This window comes from Mucilaginibacter rubeus, assembly GCF_003286415.2.
Lineage (GTDB): Bacteria > Bacteroidota > Bacteroidia > Sphingobacteriales > Sphingobacteriaceae > Mucilaginibacter > Mucilaginibacter rubeus_A.
Genome location: NZ_CP043450.1, coordinates 6,869,028 through 6,889,814, shown reverse-complemented (window position 1 = coordinate 6,889,814; position 20,787 = coordinate 6,869,028). Strand labels below are relative to the sequence as shown.

General features: G+C 40.4%; 19 protein-coding genes. 10 read left to right on the top strand and 9 right to left on the bottom strand.

What is annotated here, in order from left to right:
* Window positions 1–2 precede the first annotated feature (2 nt).
* The 3 genes from DEO27_RS28120 (at window position 3) to DEO27_RS28110 (ending at window position 2,499) form a co-directional block, all read left to right on the top strand.
* Complete coding sequence (locus DEO27_RS28120; protein WP_112571050.1) at window positions 3–935, top strand: helix-turn-helix domain-containing protein; 933 nt, start codon at window positions 3–5, stop codon at window positions 933–935.
* 149 nt (window positions 936–1,084) lie between these two features.
* Complete coding sequence (locus DEO27_RS28115) at window positions 1,085–1,696, top strand: Crp/Fnr family transcriptional regulator (RefSeq protein ID WP_112571052.1); 612 nt, start codon at window positions 1,085–1,087, stop codon at window positions 1,694–1,696.
* A gap of 479 nt (window positions 1,697–2,175) precedes the next feature.
* Complete coding sequence (locus DEO27_RS28110) at window positions 2,176–2,499, top strand: hypothetical protein (RefSeq protein WP_129567796.1); 324 nt, start codon at window positions 2,176–2,178, stop codon at window positions 2,497–2,499.
* A 46-nt stretch (window positions 2,500–2,545) separates the two neighbouring features.
* Here DEO27_RS28110 and DEO27_RS28105 read toward each other — a convergent pair whose 3' ends face one another.
* The 3 genes from DEO27_RS28105 to DEO27_RS28095 are packed head-to-tail and all read right to left on the bottom strand — an operon-like array spanning window position 2,546 to window position 8,486.
* On the bottom strand, window positions 2,546–3,904 hold the full coding sequence (locus DEO27_RS28105) for a RagB/SusD family nutrient uptake outer membrane protein (protein ID WP_112571056.1): 1,359 nt from the start codon (window positions 3,902–3,904) through the stop codon (window positions 2,546–2,548).
* Window positions 3,905–3,940: 36 nt separating this feature from the next.
* A complete protein-coding gene (locus DEO27_RS28100) occupies window positions 3,941–7,138 on the bottom strand; it encodes a SusC/RagA family TonB-linked outer membrane protein (RefSeq protein ID WP_112571058.1) in 3,198 nt (1,065 codons plus the stop codon).
* Window positions 7,139–7,178: 40 nt separating this feature from the next.
* The gene (locus DEO27_RS28095) at window positions 7,179–8,486 is read right to left on the bottom strand and encodes a TlpA family protein disulfide reductase (RefSeq protein ID WP_112571060.1); all 1,308 of its coding nucleotides are present in this window, start codon (window positions 8,484–8,486) and stop codon (window positions 7,179–7,181) included.
* Window positions 8,487–9,145: 659 nt separating this feature from the next.
* Between DEO27_RS28095 and DEO27_RS28090 the strand changes: the two genes are divergently transcribed.
* On the top strand, window positions 9,146–9,715 hold the full coding sequence (locus DEO27_RS28090; protein WP_112571062.1) for a helix-turn-helix domain-containing protein: 570 nt from the start codon (window positions 9,146–9,148) through the stop codon (window positions 9,713–9,715).
* Between the two features lie 15 nt (window positions 9,716–9,730).
* Here the strand turns inward: DEO27_RS28090 and DEO27_RS28085 are convergent, their stop codons facing one another.
* From DEO27_RS28085 to DEO27_RS28075, 3 genes are all read right to left on the bottom strand, one after another.
* The gene (locus tag DEO27_RS28085) at window positions 9,731–10,336 is read right to left on the bottom strand and encodes a hypothetical protein (protein ID WP_112571064.1); all 606 of its coding nucleotides are present in this window, start codon (window positions 10,334–10,336) and stop codon (window positions 9,731–9,733) included.
* A 29-nt stretch (window positions 10,337–10,365) separates the two neighbouring features.
* Window positions 10,366–10,632, bottom strand: coding sequence for a hypothetical protein (locus tag DEO27_RS28080; RefSeq protein ID WP_112571066.1), 267 nt, complete (start codon window positions 10,630–10,632; stop codon window positions 10,366–10,368).
* Window positions 10,633–10,809: 177 nt separating this feature from the next.
* The gene (locus DEO27_RS28075) at window positions 10,810–11,052 is read right to left on the bottom strand and encodes a helix-turn-helix domain-containing protein (protein WP_112571068.1); all 243 of its coding nucleotides are present in this window, start codon (window positions 11,050–11,052) and stop codon (window positions 10,810–10,812) included.
* Window positions 11,053–11,183: 131 nt separating this feature from the next.
* On the opposite strand from DEO27_RS28075, the gene DEO27_RS28070 reads away from it, so the two are divergent.
* A complete protein-coding gene (locus DEO27_RS28070; protein ID WP_112571070.1) occupies window positions 11,184–11,441 on the top strand; it encodes a hypothetical protein in 258 nt (85 codons plus the stop codon).
* Window positions 11,442–11,724: 283 nt separating this feature from the next.
* Here DEO27_RS28070 and DEO27_RS28065 read toward each other — a convergent pair whose 3' ends face one another.
* Complete coding sequence (locus DEO27_RS28065; RefSeq protein WP_112571072.1) at window positions 11,725–12,204, bottom strand: response regulator; 480 nt, start codon at window positions 12,202–12,204, stop codon at window positions 11,725–11,727.
* Window positions 12,205–12,323: 119 nt separating this feature from the next.
* Between DEO27_RS28065 and DEO27_RS28060 the strand changes: the two genes are divergently transcribed.
* The 5 genes from DEO27_RS28060 (at window position 12,324) to DEO27_RS28045 (ending at window position 19,226) form a co-directional block, all read left to right on the top strand.
* Window positions 12,324–13,505 (top strand): hypothetical protein, encoded by a 1,182-nt coding sequence (locus tag DEO27_RS28060; RefSeq protein WP_112571074.1) that lies wholly within the window; start codon window positions 12,324–12,326, stop codon window positions 13,503–13,505.
* A 125-nt stretch (window positions 13,506–13,630) separates the two neighbouring features.
* A complete protein-coding gene (locus DEO27_RS31650) occupies window positions 13,631–13,801 on the top strand; it encodes a hypothetical protein (RefSeq protein WP_167516255.1) in 171 nt (56 codons plus the stop codon).
* Window positions 13,801–14,463 (top strand): hypothetical protein, encoded by a 663-nt coding sequence (locus DEO27_RS28055; protein ID WP_112571076.1) that lies wholly within the window; start codon window positions 13,801–13,803, stop codon window positions 14,461–14,463. Before DEO27_RS31650 ends, DEO27_RS28055 begins: the two co-directional genes overlap by 1 nt.
* Before the next feature lie 406 nt (window positions 14,464–14,869).
* Window positions 14,870–15,361 carry a hypothetical protein gene (locus tag DEO27_RS28050; RefSeq protein ID WP_112571078.1) on the top strand — a complete coding sequence of 164 codons (492 nt, stop codon included), beginning with the start codon at window positions 14,870–14,872 and terminating at the stop codon, window positions 15,359–15,361.
* A gap of 187 nt (window positions 15,362–15,548) precedes the next feature.
* Complete coding sequence (locus DEO27_RS28045; RefSeq protein ID WP_112571080.1) at window positions 15,549–19,226, top strand: AAA family ATPase; 3,678 nt, start codon at window positions 15,549–15,551, stop codon at window positions 19,224–19,226.
* A 98-nt stretch (window positions 19,227–19,324) separates the two neighbouring features.
* Here DEO27_RS28045 and DEO27_RS28040 read toward each other — a convergent pair whose 3' ends face one another.
* Both DEO27_RS28040 and DEO27_RS28035 read right to left on the bottom strand, forming a co-directional pair.
* Entirely contained in the window at window positions 19,325–20,458 is a 1,134-nt protein-coding gene (locus DEO27_RS28040) for a hypothetical protein (protein ID WP_112571082.1), read from the bottom strand.
* A gap of 140 nt (window positions 20,459–20,598) precedes the next feature.
* Window positions 20,599–20,781, bottom strand: a complete 183-nt coding sequence (locus tag DEO27_RS28035) for a hypothetical protein (protein WP_112571084.1) — start codon at window positions 20,779–20,781, stop codon at window positions 20,599–20,601.
* Window positions 20,782–20,787 lie beyond the last annotated feature (6 nt).

Below are 20,787 nucleotides of genomic sequence, written 5' to 3'. Positions count from 1 at the left end.
TTATGCTGGTATTCGGAACTCAAATTCATATCGTAACCGCTATATTCATTGGACTTGAAATCTTGATGTTCATTTTCCAGTTGGCAAGTTACTTTTATTGGCCGGGAGATAAAAATCGTGGCCGATATTTGTTATTGCTGTTTTTAATGCTGTTATACAATATCACCGGCGGCCTCTTTCCTGATCCAAAAATTAATATCCCCATTAACATCCAGGAAATGATTGCCTACGGCACTGGTTTTCTTATGGCTTCTTATTTCCCATATTATTTTTATAGAGGATTTGAACTGAAAGAATTGCGTTGGCACGCACTGTTCGGAGTACCATTGTTCCTGATGCTTCCCTATCTTATATTCTTTGTCATTGTCTATGCGATAAATGGCAAGTTAAATGTAGATATCCGTTTTGGGATGATTGTACCCTTTATTTATGCGATTGTTTTGCTTTGGGTTATGTTTACGGCGATTCGGCATAAGCATGAGGTAAATCGTAATAAGAACGAATACCTGGAGGAAGTATCGATGTACTGTGCGGTTACTCCCTGGTTAGCATTAGCACTCTTCGGCCTGGTAGAAGAAAGTCAGTTAATAGAAGTGCTTTGCACGAATACGGGAATCATCATAATCACAGTTCTTTATTTGGCTAAATCTGTCACCAATGCAAGACAGGAGTTTAATCGGAAACTTAATGAATCGGCCATTGATGGTATCAGCCCGGAAGAATTCCTGGCTAGTTGCTTGCATTACAGTTTAACAAGAACAGAGATCCTAATCGTTCAGAAATTGTATAAAGGAATGAAAAATAGCGAAATCGCCGATAGCATGTTTATTTCAAGTGAAACCGTTAAAAAGCACATTCAAAATATCTTCAGAAAAGCCTTAGTAAATAACAGGGCGGCGTTAATTCATAAACTGCAGAATCGTCGCGAACAATAACTTTGCGCTCGTTTGTCATTAAATATACCCCTATTTAGTAATACCATATCCCTGATTTGAGTATTTAGATCACCTCGCCGGCACGGTAAATTTGACCCAGATTATAGGAGTTAAGATCTCCTGCAAGTTCCACCTTCTAGAATATTCCTATGCAGACACATCGTTTATTTGACGTGCTTTTCAGCATGAATCCGCTTCCGAAAGAACTGACAAATGAGGCAAATCGCAAAGAGTTAATAAATTATATCAATTCAAAAATTGGTTTTAGCCATCATACCCATCGTCAGCTTTTGTTAAATCCAGGCCAGATAGCTGATCACCTCTATTTTGTCGAAAATGGGATGGCAAGGGGTTATTATGACGATGAACTAAAGGAGAAAGAGTACACTATCTGCTTATGGGATGAGCAAACCATTATTACAGAACCTCAAAGCTTTTTAAAACGCACTCCATCCCAATTATATATTGAGGTGATGCCTGGCAGCAGATTATTGTCTATATCGAGGCAACAACTGTCAGACCTTATTGATGCGTTTCCGTATGCCGAAATATTTATCAGATGTCTAATGCTGCAATATGTTTCGTATCACACAAAAAGAACTCATGATCTGATTAGTCTTTCAGCTTGGGAAAGATATTTGGACTTACTTCAAAAACACCCTAAAATCGAACAAAAAATTTCAAAGGAGATCATTGCGTCTTATCTCGGTATTACTCCACAATCGCTCAGTCGTCTCATCAAGGACAATGGCCACCCATAACTTGGAAGCAGCTTATCATTTAATAACCCATTTCTGAACAAAAGGTAATTGATTTCTGAACTGAGGTTTACTCCGTATAAGAATATTCAGTTGTAGCTTTATACTACTTATTTAACCTATGAGAAACTTAATATTTATAAAGGGCTGGGTCAATCGCGGATTGATAATACCTGTTGTTTTCGCAACTTATACAATCCGTTTTATCCTCTGTTGTATAAAGTCATATTTACGATACGATATTGTAAATATCCGATCAATATCTAACTACACATGCTCTTCTAATAGATTCCTTGACCGTCCGATTCATAACCGCAAGTTTGCATTGTTTCCGGGTAGCACCAGCAACGTGTAATACATGAAAAGACCCGCCACATCAGACGAGCCTTTTCGGGGCGGCTCACCTCACGAGCAACCGAATTAATCGAATTATAAATATAAAGTTTTTGGAGCCCTTTTTTGCTATTATAAAAAGTTCAATCATGATGAACACCAAACTGTTCAAAAACAAAGTTATGGCTATAGTGGCCATGTTTACAATTGTATTAGGTGTAGGCGCAGCAATTGCGATGAAAGCACCAGATCATAAGATCAAAGTTCTGCCACCGGTTCAATACCAATTCAATGGCACCACGCTGTCCCAGGATAAAACCGCATCAAATTATTCCGTTGTCAGCGGCTCAGGGCCATCTTGTGACGGAACAGCCTTGCCTTGTGTGGTAAGCGTAACAGGAGATCTGCAAACCTGGTTAAATGCCCGCACTGACACCCAGATCAGGGATCAGGCCATATCTACAAAGGATTAACCAAACAAAAAAAGGAACGGCAATGCAAATCAGCACTGCCTTCCTTTTACTTAGGATTCTGCTGCATTCCGGTTAACTGAATAATGTCATCAGGTATGGGTAATGCGTATCGCAAATCATTCGGGAATAAAGTATAAGTTTGTCCGTTTACCTTTCGCGTTAAAGTAATATTAGCCCCCTCCTTATTTAACCTTTTTAGGTCCATCCACCGCAACCCCCTCATTAATAGCTCCTTTCTCCGTTCGTTCAGTATGGCCGTCAGCAAAATAGTTTGATCTGAAGCACTAATCGGCACAAAGGTTCCCGTTTTAAACCTGTTTTTTAATAATATGTTCAGATCATCTGCGGCTTCGGTCAGTTTCCCCGCTCTTGCAAAACATTCTGCCCTGATCAAATAAACTTCATCGGTTGCTATCCCCCCGAATAAGTTACCTCCTCCTTCATAGCTACCTTTGAAAGCGTAAGTTCCGCCAGTACTTGCTTTAAAGAAGATCGTTTTACGCAGATCATTTGCCATATAAGAACGGTAAAGTGCAGAATCTATCTTTGCTCTTGAATTACTCAATGGTGCGGGAACAGGAATTTTATTTTCATGGATCACTTCCATATTAAATTGTGCTATCGGATAGTTTGCAGCAGTATTTAGGGTGTTATAGTCCAATAAAGCATGATTTAATTGCAGGCAGGAATCTGCATAAAGCCCCGCTTTGTCATATTGCCTCATATTAAGATAAGTCCTGGCTAATAGGCCATACGCGGCAGGTTTTGATGACCGCATCACCTGCAAAGGTGTTATGGGTAACAAGGCAGCTGCGGAAGAAAGATCGGTGATGATTTGGTTGTAGGTCTCTTGCAGGTTACTTCTGACCGAAGCCTCATTAAAATCAGACGTTAGTCTGATGGGAATACCCAGCTGAGTAGTCGCTGTGCTTGCATCATAGGCAGAAGTCCACAAGCCAGCGATCTGAAGAAATGCTTTCCCCCGCACGAAAAGGGCCTGTCCTTTTACATTATTGTAATCATTGTGATTTCCTGCAGTCAGGGTTATCTTGTGCAATCCTTCCAAAACCGTGTTTGACGTGAATACCGGCCTGTAGGAATAAAACCAATCATTACTTTGTGGTAAAAACAGATTGTCTTTTTGCCATGTGTACATTCTTCTGGAAGTTTCCTGTGGGAGGGCCAGGTAAACCGCGTCCGTGAGGTAATAATTGTCGGCTGATATTTCTCCAGATCCCGGATCGAAATTATTAATGGCCGGGTAACTATCCAGTAATGCCTGAAAATCAACAAGGCTTGTCGGCACCGCAAGTTTGGCATCCGGTTTTTCGTCAAGAAACTTCTTGCAGCCGGAAACTATAATACAAAGAAAGAGCAGTATAATGATGGGATTGAATTTTTTCATGATTTTTAATTGTCTTGGAATTAAGCATACGGTAAATTAAAATGAGGTTCTTAAACCAAACGCTATCGTAAGCGGAGGTTTTAACGTATTGCCGCTATAGTAGTAATCAGGATCAATATGGTCTTTATTCGCCCGCCAGATAATTCCCAGGTTATTGATATTGGTGTATAATTGCAGAGTCTTAACAGGTAGCCGGGGCATCGTTTTCCGGTTAAATTCATAACCGAGGGTGATATATTGCAACCTCACATGATCGCCCTTTTCTACCAAACTTTCGGAGCCGCCATAGAAAGCATCCCGTGCAGGAATATCAGGATAGACCATCGATGGCACATAGGTATGCAGTTCATCCCCTGGTTTCTGCCAGCGCAGGGCAAAATCAGCATTACCCTGACCATTATTGAAAAGAAGCCCATAGTCAACAGAGGTCTTTCTGAAATAATATCCCAGTTTATAAGTGGCTGCTACGGTCAGGGATAAATTTTTATAAGTAAATGTGTTGGCTACTGATCCGAATTTTGTGGGTAAAGCTGACCCGCTGTATTTCAGATCAGACAACTGGCTATTATAATAAATCGTGTTATAATCTTCACTGACCTGCCCGTTTACGTAGCCACGCGGATTTCCGTTCAATGGATCAAGCCCCGCAGATTTAAAAGACAGAACAGAGTAAACAGGTTTTCCTACAATTCCTGAAATGACCGGTGAACTGCCTACATAGGCATATCCTGTTTGATCTCCCAGATAATAGGCGGTGATCTGATCTTTATACAAACTGAAATTGACCGCTGTTGTCCACTTTAGTTTACCCATAGTATTGATGCTGTTTAGGGTAATATCAATACCATTACCTTTCATTGCCGCTACATTTTTAACAATATAGTAATCTATGCCACTTGTATAATCCAGTGGCGCGAGGCCGAAAAGGTCTTTAGCGTTCTTATGATAATATTCTATGCTTCCTGATAGTCTGTTATTCAATGCACTGAAATCAATGGCCAGGTTTAACATCCTTACCGTTTCCCATTTCAGGTCAGGATTGGCATAGGTATTATATACCGCATACGGCGTTTGTGTATAAGGTGAATTTCCCTGGTAGCTGATCGTAGTTACCGCTGTTCTGGATAAATCTACATTACCGCTAAGTCCATAAGTGGCCCGGAGTTTTAGGTATGGTAAAAACCCTACTTTATAAAAACCTTCCTTAGAAATATCCCAGGCAAGGCCGGCAGACGCCAACGGGTTCCATTTATTATTGGTATTTACCCCGAACAAGTTGGACGCGTCCCTCCGTGCGCTGGCAGAGAAAGTATATTTACGATCATAAGTATAGGCAGCGTTGGCAAATAAGGAAACAAAACGGTTCCTGGTATCGGTTAAACTTTTGTTGTCCGGTATAAACAGGGATGATCCGGTCACATAAGTTGGGTACGTATTGGTTAAATCAACATTGCCAAAGGTGAGGGTGCTCGGATCGTAACCATATAAACTGTTCGCGTTCCCGGTCGTGTTCACCTGTCTTATTTCCGATCCTGCTATCGCATTGACCTCGTTTTTGCCCCAGCCTTTATTCAGGTTGAACTGTCCGCGTAAATTTTGTGACTCTATCAACTGGTCTGAAAGGTTTAAAATACCGCCTACGGGCACAATGTTCGTAACATTGCCTGAAGCATCAATCTGTGTAAACTCATTGATCAGGTTTCTTGCTGCATAACTACCCGCGCCTTGTAAATTATTGGTATGTGAATCCTGTCTTTCGTACTGGTATTGCATATTAAAATTCAGGAAGCTAAACAACTGGTATTGTGCAGACAGATTAGCAGTTAAGTCCTGCAAATTGGTCTTATTGTTTATTTGCTGGTAGTCTGTAAGCGGGTAATATTTCCAATCCTCTAACTGCGCCGATGGAAGCGTAGCTAAATAGGATAAGCTATAATCTTTTGCCACCGGTAATGCATCGCCATTTACATCCGCAAATTTTGCATAGGGATACAAAGCGCCATTATAAGAAGTAATATCGCCGAAGCCAGGCTTACCGGCAGTCGATGTACTTTGGGTATAATATATGGCGGTATTGACCTGCAACTTATTAATTGGCTTAAAAGAGTCCAGGAAATGAAGATTCACCCGGTCGTAGCCAGCTGCGAGGTTACTAAGATCTTTATCATAGCCACTCGAAAACAGCCAGGACTGGGTTGCAGACCCTCCTTTTAAACTGATCGCATACTGCTGGTTCGTGCTTTGCTGATATAAATACTTATTAAAATCATTCCTTACATCGCTGTTTCTTAAAGCATTGATCTGTGCATTGGCCCTGGTGGCTGAAATAGTCCCGTTGCGTACTGCTGAAAGTAATTCTACTACAGGTGTTAAACTGGGATGTGATGGGTCAGTTATTCTGCTGTCATAAAAACCATTGTTAAAAAGCGCCTGTTCAACATTGATATAGTCACTGGATGCCATTTGCCGGATATAGGATAAATCAGGTTTTTTACCAAACGTCAGGTTCGCATTAAGATCAACGGAAAGTGGTTGGTTGAACCTGGCTTTTTTGGTGGTGATGACAATAACGCCGTTCCCGGCCCTCGTCCCCCAAATGGATGCGGCGGCGGCATCTTTTAATACGGTCACACTTTCTACATCATTAGGATTAATATTGGTTATATCTCCTTCATAGGGAAAGTTATCCACCACGATCAATGGTGCAGTTGGGCCATTGATCGTACTTAAACCACGTATCTGTATTTGAGGCGTAGCACTGGTCGTACGGTTAAAAACAAGCCCATTGGTAACAGACTCTAATCGTGACAGTAGATCGGTACTTACCTGTTCATTTAGCTTCTGATTATTTACTACAGTAAATGAACCTGTTGCTCTTTCTTTTGGCAAAGTCTGGTATCCTGTAGAAACAACGACTTCTTGTAATGCCGTTGTGCCGGGCACTATCCTGATTATTAAATGCTGCGCCTGTGTATAGCCAGCCAAAAATAAATGTGTTGTTTTGTATCCCACATGACTAACAACCAAAGTATCAGGATAACTTCCCGCAGTAAAATTAAACGAGCCATCCTCACTGCTGGACGTTACTATTTTGCTTTTTATTAATCTAATGGTTGCACCCCCAATGGCTTCTCCCGTCTGCAGATTTATTATTTTGCCGTTCGTGTTTTGCTGCCCGAACAGATTCAGGCTGAACATACCTAAGATGATTATGATGAGTAGTTTTAGTTTCATACGTTAATTTGTTAAAATTTGAGTTTTGATTTCCTCCTCTTTATTTATCCTTAATGCTCAGCATTTCAACTTTTCTATATGCTGCATAAAGTTTTAAACCGTATCGCCTGAGATTTTTTTTCATAGCAGCCATATCCACTACACTATCCTTAAATTGCAGATCGACGTTTCGGAGATATCCCGTATCGTCAAGGATTACGGCGTTATTACTAATCTTATTCAGATATATACATAAATTGAGCAGGGGGGCATTGTTAAGCCTGGGATTAACTTTGTCGGTTAGCGCATCAATATATTGGCCTCCCTTTGTATGCATTAGGTCGGTATGGCCCGATCTTTCCAGTATCCAGCAGTGTATTTTCCGTTTTTCAAATTGGGCTTTATAAGGGGTGTACCTGTTCATATCCTCCAGAATACGGTCATATAAATGAGCCATCTCATCTGGCGGAACTATAAGTTCATAGCTGTACAGGTTTGCACTTTCCCAGGTGGTTTTGTTTTCTTTAGATGCCCTAAAAGAAAGTTTGGAGGGATCTCTAACTTCAACCGACAGCCGGTTTTCGCTTAATCCTGGGAGTATACCAGCGACGACACTTTGATAAATGGATAATAGGCTACGGTTGTGCAGGATAATACCGCGAGCCGTATCATTTATAACCCGCATCCCGCCACCGCCGATCCCGTCAATCTTCCCCTTTAGCAGCATACTGAATTGCAATAGGTGTTCTGTAGGAAGCTCTTTTACTGTATAAAGAGGTCGTGTGGGATCAAAATCACTTTTATGATGGACAGGTGCCTGATTATTTTTAAAAAAGCGTATAATATTATCACGTGTCAATTCATCGGCGGAAGTAATAGACTTTACGATGCCATTTTGATCTATCCATACATAATGGGGAATAGAAAAATGCGGGAACATTTTTTCTAATAACGTGTCCCCGGTAGCAGAAGGTAAACTGAATTTTGAAATGCCCGATTTATCGAACTTTCGCAGAGTGGTGAGGATTTTTCCTTTGGTGTCTTTTGTGTTTAGGGCATTGACCAAAAGGATTTGCAGTTCATCTTTAAATTCATTTTGTAAGCTATCGGTTAAGGGGAAATGCGCTAAACAGGAACCACACCAGGTAGCCCAAAAGTCAAGGATCAATAACTTGCCTTTAAAGTTGAATAATTTCACGCTTGCAGCGGGTTGGCCGTCAGCTCCTGAATAATTAATGAGGTTGTTAATGGTAATATCGGGAATTTGGTCGCCGATTTTGAGAGCAGTGATATTTGGTTTGTCCTGCGCACGCGCTCCAAAATCTAGGCAAAGCACAGCCAGTACTATTATTAGTATAGTTTTTTTCATGTAATTCAGTTAATGAGTTAGTTGATAATAATTGCCGTAAATGAATACGAAAAGAAGAAACGGCAGCCTTATGCAGAGATTAACTATTAACTGATCGGCTGCCCTTTACCCGCTATTTATTCGGGACTACAAATTATGTTTTTGATCGGGTTCTGGAGTGAAAAGGAAGTGATTTTTCGAGTAATAAATAAAGAAAACAGATAGCGATTACTTGAATAGTAATCGAAGAATAACAATGAATTTATCTGTTTTTGAATGACCTTCATTTTCTTTTAATATCTTTTTATGACACCAAAAGAAATGAACATAAGGCAGGGCCGCCTTTAGTGCTTATTCTGCCGAGAAGGCGTAGGACGGCCACCGTCCGAAGACGGCCGAACACAGAATAAGCAGGCGACCCAAATCCTTATGCCATGCAAAGATAGCATAGGAAATGAGTTCATACCTACTCTTGTGTTCTGAATGTCCTACTTTTCCCCACAAGTTCTTTCGGTAGTATTTACTCAATCCTAAGATTGTTGTTATAAACTATTTGAATTTACATCTATAGGCAATCACATCATTTAATTTACATCAAATATAACAATTTAGATTAATATATACAAATCAACAGTTAATTAACTTAAAAAAAGTATATACTATATCTCTTCATTTGATTAATGATAGAAGATAGCCTCCGTTTAGAAAAAGGAAAGAAAAAATATAAGGTTCCTAACGCCACCGAAATATTAGGAGAAAAACTTAAGCAACGAAGAATAACATCTGAATATTCATTAAGTGACGCAGGAGATTTAACAGGTTTTTCTACTTCAACGATTGTTGATATTGAAAACGGGGTAACAGTCGATATAAATTATTATATTGCCTATGCTCAAACTTTGCTATATCCATTGTCAGAATTTTTTGATATAAACATCCCATATGGTCCAAGATACAAGCTTTCATCTAAGAAACAATCCAGAGTTTTTATAACCTATAATATTAAAAAATTATATACTGATTTCGATTTTTTTGCTCAGAAGCAATCAGTAGGGGATGTGGCACTCAAGTTACTGGAATTGGAGGTTATCACAGACATTAGCCCGTTTATAAGAACCAGGATTTCTGGGGTTCTCTTAAGTTTGGTGGATGAAAATATGCTATTTGTTTCGGAGAAAAAAGGCAGAAACAATCTGTACTTAAAAACTAGCAAAAAGCTGATCAGAAAAGGAAATACAAAGAAAAAATAAAATCCTTATATACTTTTATAATGGATACTTATTGGTCACCTTTAATTTCTGATAATCATAAGCATTTCCATTATCAAGAACGGCCAGTTCATCATAATATTTATTGGCCAGTTCTTTATACTGGTTAAACTGTTTTCTCCTGTCTGCAATTTGTTTACTGTTAAACTTCCACGACTCATCGCCACCTAATCTAAAACTAAGTTCTCTATAAATCTCGGCCCTCAGTACCTTTAAATAAAAGTTCTGCATTTTTAATGTAATCGCTTTTTCAGCCATGTTTTTAGCTATAATCAAATTATTGAATGCGATTTTATTTCCCAGGTCCGGATTTACCATCACCTTATTGAAACTCAAATAAAGAACTGCCCGGAAAAACAAACTGGAGGTATCATTTGGATGAGTTTTTAAGTTTTTGTCCAGGCTATCCGTCAATGCGGAATACTTATTGGCATTCGGCTTACCAATCGTACCATCATTTATATCAATCAACCCTGATCTGACCTGTACGGGTAACTGCGCAAAACTAAAAGTTGATTTTACGGATAGAATAATTAGAATTATGAAAACAAGATTACACTTACTCATGAGCAGAAGATTAGTATTTATTTTCTTAATGATCATAACAATCAAACAAATGATTAGGGGTTTATCTAACAAAGTTCATTACTATTACAGGTACTATCCAAATAGGCTTTATACCGTAGATAGTTAATTAACTCTTTTTTTTGATCATCGTTCATTTCTCTATATAACATCACTGCGCTATCTCTAAAATCCCTGAAATTAATATACCAGCCATTTCGCTCTTCAGCGTCCAGCAAGCCTTCATCTGTTAACAGTTGAATAAGTCCTACGATTACCTGATAACCCAAAACGCTATACACTGGATGGTTATCAAATAAATCGATTCTTTTCATTTCCTGATTGTATCCGCGTTAAATATGGTTTAAGCCAGGCAAACACTTCAGCAGGCATTTACAAAATTAATTTTATAAGCGACATAGCTACCACGGGGAAATGTACTTATCTCCCGAATTTATACCAGTCTATCCCGAAAATATAATTTATGGATTGCAAAAAAGAGTTGAAAACCGCTATTGACTAGCTTCCGGATTAAACTCTAACAATTCTTTGGGCTCAACTTCGAGGGCTTTCGCCAGCTCGGCGAGAGAAAGGAGGGTAATGTTTTGTTTTCCGCTTTCATACCGCTGAATATCTGCATATTCTACGTTACATAGCAGCGACATTTTGCGGAGGGTCAGGTTTTTAGCCTGCCTTAAAAACTTAAGACGCTTTCCAAATTGTATTAATATTCCCTTATCTAAATCGCTAACCATTATCCTTGTAAATGATTAGGGAAATTGGAATAATATAATGTTAATGCTGTTGTGGCATATCACAACAAAGTTTAACTTTGATAATAGTCATGTTGTCACCTATCGTGACTTTATCAAAAACACTGTTGACAATGAGCAATGAATTATCGCTTTTGGAAAGAAAAATAGAAGATCTGTTTGGAGAAGAGCCGTTCAACGAGGTTGACGAGGAACTTTTCAGATGGCTGATGTTCGCTTATTTTGACAAGGGAAGCAATATCAAAAATTTGGATAGCCCGAATTTTGAAATGTTCAGAGATAAGCTTGCCGTGCTGATCGATGCGGTTTACCTGTGGCACCAGGGCCGGATGAAACTCGAAAAACTCAATAACAATCCTCTATCCCAATAGTCTCAATTCGGAAGAGATGCCTTTGAACACAAATTATGTTGTTTTCGGATGTTTATGGTGGCCGGAATATGGTAGTTGTGGAATAACACAACAAAATTGTTACAATCCAAGATGCTTTCTCAAATGCAAAAACGGTCTTAAAAGAGAAAAGCCAGGCATCGCGCCAGGCTTTTCTTACCTAAACCTTATCACAATAGCACGGAATGTGCTAAGATTTTTAAATATACCTGTATTTTCCGGATTGTCAACACTTACTTTAAAGTCAGTGTAAAAAGGGATATTTTCAGCGTTTCTTTTGTTTTTTATAGAATGTTGTCATAAGGGCCAGGAACTTTTCAAAAGAGTAGGGTTTGTTGATCATTTCCGCAACATTCAATTGATAATCTTTTATGCGGCTCAGCCGTTCGGAAGTTGTAATCACAACTTTAACAGAAGACGGAACATGAGGGAGGAAAGCCGGCGCATTCATCGGGCTCATATAGAAATCAAGAAATATAAGATCCAGCTTGCCATCCTGAATTAAGGGCAATGCCAATAACGGATCGGTAAAAGTAGCCACAAGATCAACGAACGGTATCCGGCTGCAATACTCTGTCAATATTTCATTGCACGAAAACTCATCATCTATCCCGATACATCTTATCATATAGGTTACTTTGAAGTCCTTATAAGTAAAAATAGGATTTTTTAAAGAAATATTAAATGATAAACCATAATTGGAAGAATAATCGTTGCCGGTTGGGTGAATTTGTCCGTATGTCATCAAACCTACCCCTATTTAGTTACCGTAAACCCCTGATATAAGTATTTATACCACTTCGGTGGCCGCTTAGTTTTGGAAGTAAATTTTATTGTTTCAAAAACAAATTTTTAGCATCATTTATGAACTTTATATCTATCCAACTGCGGCTATTTGTACAAGAGTCAATAGACCCTAAAAATTTTACGGGCAAACATATCACTACTTTAGAATTCAATAAATGGAAAAATTTCCTGAAAAAAGAAGTTACCGCTATACTTCTTAAAGTTTCAGAATGGCCTTTGAATCTACAGGAGCATGATGCAAAGCACATTGAGCGTTTAATTACCGGCATTGTTATTTTAAGCAATACGCTGAATTCCTACATTTTAAAAAATTCCGTTTTTCTAAAAAACCATCCCCAGGCGAAGATTATCAGGGAACATTACTATTATTCCTTTAATCTATTGGAAGAGCTCCTGTTGTCGCTCGGTGAATCCTTTCCGGGAGCGGCAGCTGGCGTAAAAATATCACAGGCAAATTTGCGACATGTTATCCCCGGCTTGAAAAAAAAGTTTTATAAATTATGCGGTCATTTTAATGAGTTCGTTATTGATAAAGCACTATTGGATATTGTAATACCCGGCATCTCAGCGCTTATCAATAAAAAGGACATCACCTGGGATGACACGAGGTACATTTCCTCCCTGATGGATCTGCTGTTAAACGATTCTGAGTTAGACAACAAAAAACTGGCCGACCTGCTGATCATTCACGATTTTAACATACAAGCGTTTTACCTCTATTATCTACACCGGCTCAGGGAGCGCCTGGATGACATTCCCGGCCTGCATGAACAACGAGAAATGTTATTAGCAGAAAAGGACAGGCTTTATAACCTGACGACCGAAAAAGGATTGATCATGCCCTCTAAGAACAGGAGTCTATTTATGGAACTGGGTGAATTTGTAAACGGTAAATATACTTTCGCAAAAAAAAGGGTTAAGTTACAGCGGAGATTTATACGAGATACTAAGAATGCAAAAACAAATACGCGCTTCCTGATCAATTTACCGGTTCCGCAGTTTGGCCTGTTCATCAGGATGCAAATTGAAAAAGGGTTCCTGGCAAAGGAAAATCTTGGCGAGCTATTCAAATTTTTCGCCGGCCACTTTTATACACCCAACACGTTGTATATTTCTCCGGATAGCTTGCAAAAAAAATCCACCGACGTAGAATTCGCTACTGCACAAAAACTAAAAGGACACCTGATCGGCATGATCAACTGGCTCAATGCCAACTATAACCTGTCCAATTATAATTAGTTAAAGATGAGCATCTGGCCGGTAATATACTGGCCGGTAACTATACCAGGCCTGGCATCAGACGTATAATAATGATTTGAGTAATTAAATTAATTTGCCGATATTTGTTATTAATCATTACGATCATGAGCGACAAGGATTTAAAAAAATTGACCGACCTGGTTAAAGAAGAACTTAAAACCGTTCCTACAAAGGAACAGGCGCTTCAATCCTTTATTTCGGCAGGCATCAAGAACGACAAAGGAGAGTTCACCGCGCCGTATGCTATCTTAACTAAACTGGTTAAATCTGCCTGATGTATGAATCCCGGCCAAATCTGATCATTGGTTTTCACGGCTGCGAAGAAGAGATCAAGAACAAGCTCATCAATAGTTCCAGTACGATTCAGTTGAGTGAAAAGCCTTATGACTGGCTTGGTCATGGCATGTACTTTTGGGAAAACAACTACGACAGGGCCTTACAATGGGCCAAAGACAAAAAGAAGCGCGGAGAGATCAAAGTCCCTGCAGTTGTTGGCGCTGTTCTTCATTTAAATTATTGTTGTGATTTTTTAGATAGCCGCTATATTCAGCTGTTAAAATTCCATTACCGATTGATGGCCAGCCGATATCACGCGCTCGGAGAGGAACTTCCTGAAAATAAAGATCTCGCCCACGATATTCATAAAGATAAGATTTTAAGAGTGCTGGATTGTACAACTATAGAGTACATGCATGCCGGGATATATAAACAATACCAGGCAGAAATTGCGGCTAAGGGATTCAGCGAGATCAAGCTGTTTGATTCCACCAGGGGCGTATTTACTGAGGGCGGGCCAGCCTTTACCGGTGCAGGCATTTTTGAGAAAAGCCATATACAAATCTGTATCCGGAACCCGGATTGTATTCAAGGGTTTTTTAATCCCAGGAAGGGTTTTGATTTTATGAAGTGGCTCGACAAAAAATATGGCAGTGCCTAAATAGTAAACAACAGTGATAAAGAACTTTGTTGGCCAATTGTGCTTATGAATTTTAACCTTTCCATAAAAAAACCAAAAACCACAATATCAGAAGTAGAACCGCAAAGATTGTCTGGTCTGAAAATCTCTCTTTAATTCCCGCTGCAGTCAGGTATTTCTCGCGACCAATGCCCCATTTCTTCATCACTGTCTTTTTTTAAAACAACTCTGATTATCAACCGAATATATATCGAATAGAGATTAAACAATTATAACTATAATTACATGCAAAAGCAATGACACGCTAATATACAAACATACTTATCATGGTTATATAGTTTAAAGTTAACCGGCGATACGGGTTCTGATCATGGGCATATTCAATTATTTATTGCATCTTTAATATTACTTATATCATCTGCCACTCATGGAAAAAACGGTACCAGCAAAAGAACATCTTCTTATCGATAAGCCTGCCGAATTTTCCAACCAAATCATCAAGCAGGTACAGGAATTGATACAGGAAGGCGGACAGATTAAGCCCGAATTGATCAAAGTCGGCCTGCACCGGGCCGCACTTTTAGCGGTCATTCTTAAAGGAGACCTGGTCATAAGTGTATGTTGTCTCAAAACTCCGTTAAGTTCTTACCGGGATAGCGTGTTTAAAGATGCCGGTGTGCCTGAAATGAAAGATGATTACAATGCTGAATTAGGCTACGTGGTTACGCACTCTGACTACGAAGGCTTAAAGCTTTGCCAACAGTTGCTTACTGCCATGTTTCCGCACCTAAATGATAAGGCCATATTTGCCAGTACCCGAAAACCCGCAATGATACATATATTGGGTAAGTTTGGTTTTAAACCAGTGGGTAAAGTTTACAAGCAGGACTTAAGTTTACTGATACGCCAAGGTATTTAAGGGCTGTAATTCTCTGCTTACTTACTGATACTAACAATTATTCCCGGCAGCCTGGCTCAAATAGTTGTGATAGCTCGCGGCTGAAGCGTATAGATTCCTCAATTAAATCCATAATAATTTATCGGCAAGGTTTTTTTATCTAATTTAACCCGGATATAAAACCATATTATTCAATAACCTTGTCCTTATGCATTTAACTGTTCGAATGGCCTGGCATGACAACAAATGGAACGGTAAAGTTTGTTGCGACCCGGCATCCAATACCTATTGTACGGGCGTTCATTCCCTGTTATCCGGCAGGATCGAGAAGCGAAAAAACACAACCTACGAGCAAAGCGATGGTGTTCGCGGGGAATATGTCGCCAAAAACTTTACACCCGGAAACGTCCCACCCTGTTATTGGAGCATTAATGCATTCGGTGATCAGGATATCCCTGTGGAACATCAGCACGCCTTTGATTCGATAGAACAAAGGATACCTGAAACCCTGCGCAAATACTCGGTAATCACCTGGCCCTTTAAGCTATCATTCGTTCATGGCAAAGAAAGCAAGGCGCTTCATGGTAATTACTGGCCGGACCTCGACCAACGGATTGATAATTATATCCAAAAATTCATTCCTAAGCAATCCGTCCTGTTTTTTTACGCCAACTATGATAACCCGGTATCAGGTGATGATATGAAATACCTGATTTTGGGTTGTTCCCTGGTCAGCGAATTGCCCGTACCGCAACATTATGACCTAAGTGATGAAGAGGTTGCGGATTGGAGGGCACCCGGTAAGAAGTTTAAGGACGGAAATTGGCAGGATGATGAAACCATGAAAAACTTTCCTACGATGAACTGGATGCTGCAATTCAGCCATGATCCGGAGAGCGCCTTATTGTTACCTTACCATGAATATCTGGCCTATACTGACGCGCACCCCGATGCAGCAAGCTTACTGGAAGATATCAAGGTGGTCGCAGATGAAGAATCACTTATCAAAGGATTTAAGTATGTGAGCATGGACATTGATGATGATAAATGCCTCTACCTGCTCTACAAAATCCGCAAAGCGATTTTGAAGATCCAGGATCATAACCAGGTCGTTGTTAAAACCGACTATGAAGCGGAGCAGGAAAAAATTGAAAAGCTGATCAGGGGTGTTTGGGAGAAAAGGGGCATTTATCCCGCCTTGGCGCATGTGCTGAATTACCTCATTGAAGACAAAAAGAAAGCTGATGAGCTGGCGAAGATCATCCGGTTCAATGCTAACAATGACTATGACCTGCAAAAAATCTTCGATTCGATATTGGCAGAAGATTTCCCTGGCTACCTGATGCCTTTTGAAGATACTTTGCTTGACCTGGCCGAGAGCCAGCAATTTAAAAAGTATCATAAGTCGTTCAGTAAGCTATCGCTATTTATATTAACGGAGCACCAGGTCAATAAGATCATTAAGGATAAACCGTTGCTTAAAATCATTGAGGAAAACCCTTATATCCTTTATGAGGAATATGAGCCTGATGAGGATAACCTGGACATCCCGGATATGCAGGATGAACCCATAGATGTTTTTAAAGTGGATATGGGTATGATCCCTGACACCAACTTTATGACCCGGCACCGGAAGATGCAGCGTTTAAAGGAGGACAGCCCGCAGCGGTTACGTTCGGTAATCATTAATTACCTATGGCAGATCAGTAGCCAGGGCCATTGTTACAGTTCGGCCAAAGAAACGTTAGATAACCTTTACGAATATCCACTGATCTACAAATCAGGTATCAAACTTGACGATGAGGCCATCCTGTTGCTGGATGATTATTATAAAGCCCACTTTCTTGAAAAACTCTATATCGAGGAATCCAAAAAAGAAAAATACATCTACCTGAAGATCGTCAAACAGGCCGAGGCTTATGTGGAGGAAACCATCACCACCCTTATGAACCGAAAGACAGCCTACCGCGGCAATATTGATATTGCTAAACATATCAAAAGCAGTCTTGCCAAATTAGCCGAAATTGTCAAAACAACGGAACAGGTTGAGATCTTTACGAACGAAAGAAAACAGCTTTACCAAAACGTTTTTGAGAAGGCACTTTTTGTGCTTACCGGCAAGCCGGGAGCGGGAAAAACCTATGAAACCAGTAAGGTCATTGAGCACTTAAACTCTTTGGGGGAAGAAGTAGTCATCCTGGCACCGACCGGTAAGGCTGCATTAAGACTCACGGAAAACATAAAGGCACATACTACTTTGGAGGGTATTGAGGCCAAGACCATTGACAGTTATATTTATCATAAAGGATTCGGATATCTGAACGATAATTGGGATGCGGCCTTTGAACTGGATGATGAAGATAAGATCAGGATCGATAACCTCGTTATTGATGAATCTTCCATGCTCGATCTTAACAAACTGTCCATCCTGTTTTCCATCATCTGCATTAATGAACAATACCCTAAAAGAGTGATCCTGGTGGGTGATGAAAATCAGCTACCCCCAATTGGCATGGGCAAGCCATTTCACGATATGATCACTTACCTAAAATCTGATGACCGGCTCGCTGCACAATACTATATCCATTTAACCTCCAACTGCAGACAAGAGAATGATGAAAATATTTTAGAGCTGGCAGAAGCGTTCACCGAAAAAACAAGGTGTTATGAGCAGGCTTTTAACCTGATCGATAGCGGGGAGGGTAAAAAGAGCAAGGGTCTATATGTGTATAAATGGCCCAATGAAGAAGTCCTTCATCAAAAGGTACTCACCGCACTGGAGGAAGTGTTTACACTGGAAATACCTGCTCCTATCCCCGAAGATCATTTTCCCAAGCTCAACCTGCTTTTCAAATTGTATGACAGCGGCTATGTGAACAATCAGAACCTTAAATGGCGGGACGTATTGCAATTGGAATCTTTCCAGGTGCTGACCCCTTACCGTACCGACTATTTCGGGACAGTTGGCATTAACCGGCTTATTCAGGGACAATACCGTTATGTAGATACCAGGGGAAAAGAGGAAGATGTATTCAGGCAGTCTGAAAAGATCATCCGGCTTAATAACTGGTATTGGGGCTATGGGACAAACCGCAGGCTTGCCCTTTCCAATGGCTCCATGGGGGTAGTGAATTATAAATACAAAAAAACTAAAAACTGGTGGAAACAGGAAAAACAATACTTTTTCAGGGATGCCGACCGTATTTTGAACTCCATAGATGACCAGGAAAACTTTGACCTCGGTTACGCGATTACGGTTCATAAATCACAGGGCAGTGATTTCCGAAATGTGTTTATGATCATCCCCAAAAAGACAGCCTTGTTGAACAAGGAGCTTTTGTATACTGCGCTCACCCGCTCCAAATTCAGACTGTTCATTTTTATACAGGAAACCGGAGAAAACCTGCTGATGAAAGCCAAAAAAACCTCGGCGCTTTTGCCACGGCGAACCTCTATTTTCAGGAAACCGGAGATTAAGGTGGGTAAATTCTCACCGGAACCGGGAATAACCGTTTCCTCAAAAATCGAACTGATCATTTACCAGGCCTTGCAGAAAAGCGGGTTAAACTTCAAATATGAGTTCCCTTTAGAAATTCCCGGTCTGCTATACAAGATCCACCCTGATTTTACCATATACCTTCAAAATGGTAAAACAATTTACTGGGAGCATTTGGGAATGCTTGACCTGCGTAAATACTGGAATGACTGGCAGGAAAGAAAAGGGCAATTTATCGGTGATAACAAGTTTGATGATTTGGTAACAACCGATGACCTGGAAGGCGTGGACATGAAAAAACTTAATGAGGTGATTGATGATATCAAACACCTAAACCTAAAGAAGACATCGGGCAACAGGTTTTCAGATCATCATTATGAACTCAATTAATTTATAAAACAAAGCGCTGCCTGTTTACAGGGAACCTCACTTATACCTAAACAGGCGGCGTTGGGGCCCCGGCTCTGCCGGGGCCGTCCAAAAGATTTTCAAAAACTATAATTGGAACCGGTTATTTCCTGATACCGTTTACCCAATTGCTCGTGTGTCATGCCCTGTGTGTTCGCTAAATCCACAAAGGATTTTACCACGGTTTCCCTGGTTCGCCAGTTGAAAGAATAAACCAGCGTATCCTTATTCAGGGTTACGGTTAAAGGAATCGGCAGGCGGAGTGTATGGGCATTTTGCAAGAGGACTATCCGGCAACAGGTACTTTGATAGTCCTGTTCGCTTATATCTTCAAGACTAAGTTTTCGGGCCAGTTTCTCCAACTGGCAACGGCGCAGGTCAACGATGGGTTTAGTTTTCTTTCTTTTGCTTTTCGCTTTTTTCCTGTTCAGGTCATGGTAGAGCATCGTTTCGTTAAAGTCGGGGTAACGGGTTTGTATTTCTTCGATTGCAAACAGCGGGTTCTTTTGAAATACCCGCCTTACAAAATTTTTCCTGATACATTCCTGTGAAACAAAGACTTTACGCTCAATATCGCTGGCGGTTATAGTTAGTTTGATGGATTCGCCCGACGCATTTCTGTATAATTCCCGTAGCAGGATAAGGATAGCCAATCTTTTCTTCCCAATTTGTTCCGTTCTCAGTCTTTCCCCGATTTCGGTCACGCTGTAGTTTTGACCATGCTGTATCAGGTCACGGATCATTGTGCTTTCCTCCTTTTCAGGAATTTCTGTCCTTGTCACCCGTTTGCTATTTTCCTGCTTGCCAATGGTATATCTTTCCCTATAGCCCATAAGCTTTTCCAAAAAATCACTGCCAGTTCCGGCTGATTCCTTATTCAGTTCTTCCGCCTCCTGCTGCTCTGCATAAATGAGTTTATCCCAATCCTCGTATTGGTGGTAGCAAAGGCGGATGTCAAAATGATGGTATTCTATTTCCTCCCGGTTCATTGGCCGGGACAAAAACGGGTGCGCATAAAATAAGCCCATCGGCCTGCGGTTACGGTCGCACCAGGTTTCGGCGTGCATGTAAACATAAATACGCGGCGGGTATTTGGTCTGCGGTTTATAATAATAGTCCACTCGACCTGCTGTTTTACGGGGCAAGGCATTTACCCTGTCAAATTCAGCCTTTTCACGGGCTGTCATTATATAGCCTTCTTTAATCTTTACCATGATCTTAATTTGAAATAGGCCAGTGTTTCAGAAAAGCAAGGATAGCCGGAGGCAGGATTGATTTTATGAAAGTCTGGCGACCCAACACGCCATCCTGCCTGTTGCGGATGAAAGCAGCAAGTGGCAGGATGGCGCGATTTTTATTCGTTTCTTAGCCTGAGCAATTTTTGATAAACATCTTCCCAATAAGCCTGTAAGCCCTCATCCAAAGATTTGAATGAGGGATTGGCATGCCTGTAGTGGCGGTAATCGTCCGCTTGCAGGATAGCTAAATCCAAATTTTCTACGGTGATTATTTTCCCGTTAATATCTACTATCTTCATGACTGT

Coding starts and splice junctions, on each gene's coding strand:
- DEO27_RS28105 (WP_112571056.1), bottom strand. CDS start 3,904: ATGAAAAAATTCAATCCCATCATTATACTGCTCTTTCTTTGTATTATA.
- DEO27_RS28085 (WP_112571064.1), bottom strand. CDS start 10,336: ATGATCATTAAGAAAATAAATACTAATCTTCTGCTCATGAGTAAGTGT.
- DEO27_RS28120 (WP_112571050.1), top strand. CDS start 3: ATGCTGGTATTCGGAACTCAAATTCATATCGTAACCGCTATATTCATT.
- DEO27_RS28080 (WP_112571066.1), bottom strand. CDS start 10,632: ATGAAAAGAATCGATTTATTTGATAACCATCCAGTGTATAGCGTTTTG.
- DEO27_RS28065 (WP_112571072.1), bottom strand. CDS start 12,204: ATGACATACGGACAAATTCACCCAACCGGCAACGATTATTCTTCCAAT.
- DEO27_RS28090 (WP_112571062.1), top strand. CDS start 9,146: ATGATAGAAGATAGCCTCCGTTTAGAAAAAGGAAAGAAAAAATATAAG.
- DEO27_RS28055 (WP_112571076.1), top strand. CDS start 13,801: ATGTATGAATCCCGGCCAAATCTGATCATTGGTTTTCACGGCTGCGAA.
- DEO27_RS28045 (WP_112571080.1), top strand. CDS start 15,549: ATGCATTTAACTGTTCGAATGGCCTGGCATGACAACAAATGGAACGGT.
- DEO27_RS28110 (WP_129567796.1), top strand. CDS start 2,176: ATGATGAACACCAAACTGTTCAAAAACAAAGTTATGGCTATAGTGGCC.
- DEO27_RS28060 (WP_112571074.1), top strand. CDS start 12,324: ATGAACTTTATATCTATCCAACTGCGGCTATTTGTACAAGAGTCAATA.
- DEO27_RS31650 (WP_167516255.1), top strand. CDS start 13,631: ATGAGCGACAAGGATTTAAAAAAATTGACCGACCTGGTTAAAGAAGAA.
- DEO27_RS28070 (WP_112571070.1), top strand. CDS start 11,184: ATGAGCAATGAATTATCGCTTTTGGAAAGAAAAATAGAAGATCTGTTT.
- DEO27_RS28035 (WP_112571084.1), bottom strand. CDS start 20,781: ATGAAGATAGTAGATATTAACGGGAAAATAATCACCGTAGAAAATTTG.
- DEO27_RS28095 (WP_112571060.1), bottom strand. CDS start 8,486: ATGAAAAAAACTATACTAATAATAGTACTGGCTGTGCTTTGCCTAGAT.
- DEO27_RS28075 (WP_112571068.1), bottom strand. CDS start 11,052: ATGGTTAGCGATTTAGATAAGGGAATATTAATACAATTTGGAAAGCGT.
- DEO27_RS28050 (WP_112571078.1), top strand. CDS start 14,870: ATGGAAAAAACGGTACCAGCAAAAGAACATCTTCTTATCGATAAGCCT.
- DEO27_RS28100 (WP_112571058.1), bottom strand. CDS start 7,138: ATGAAACTAAAACTACTCATCATAATCATCTTAGGTATGTTCAGCCTG.
- DEO27_RS28040 (WP_112571082.1), bottom strand. CDS start 20,458: ATGGTAAAGATTAAAGAAGGCTATATAATGACAGCCCGTGAAAAGGCT.
- DEO27_RS28115 (WP_112571052.1), top strand. CDS start 1,085: ATGCAGACACATCGTTTATTTGACGTGCTTTTCAGCATGAATCCGCTT.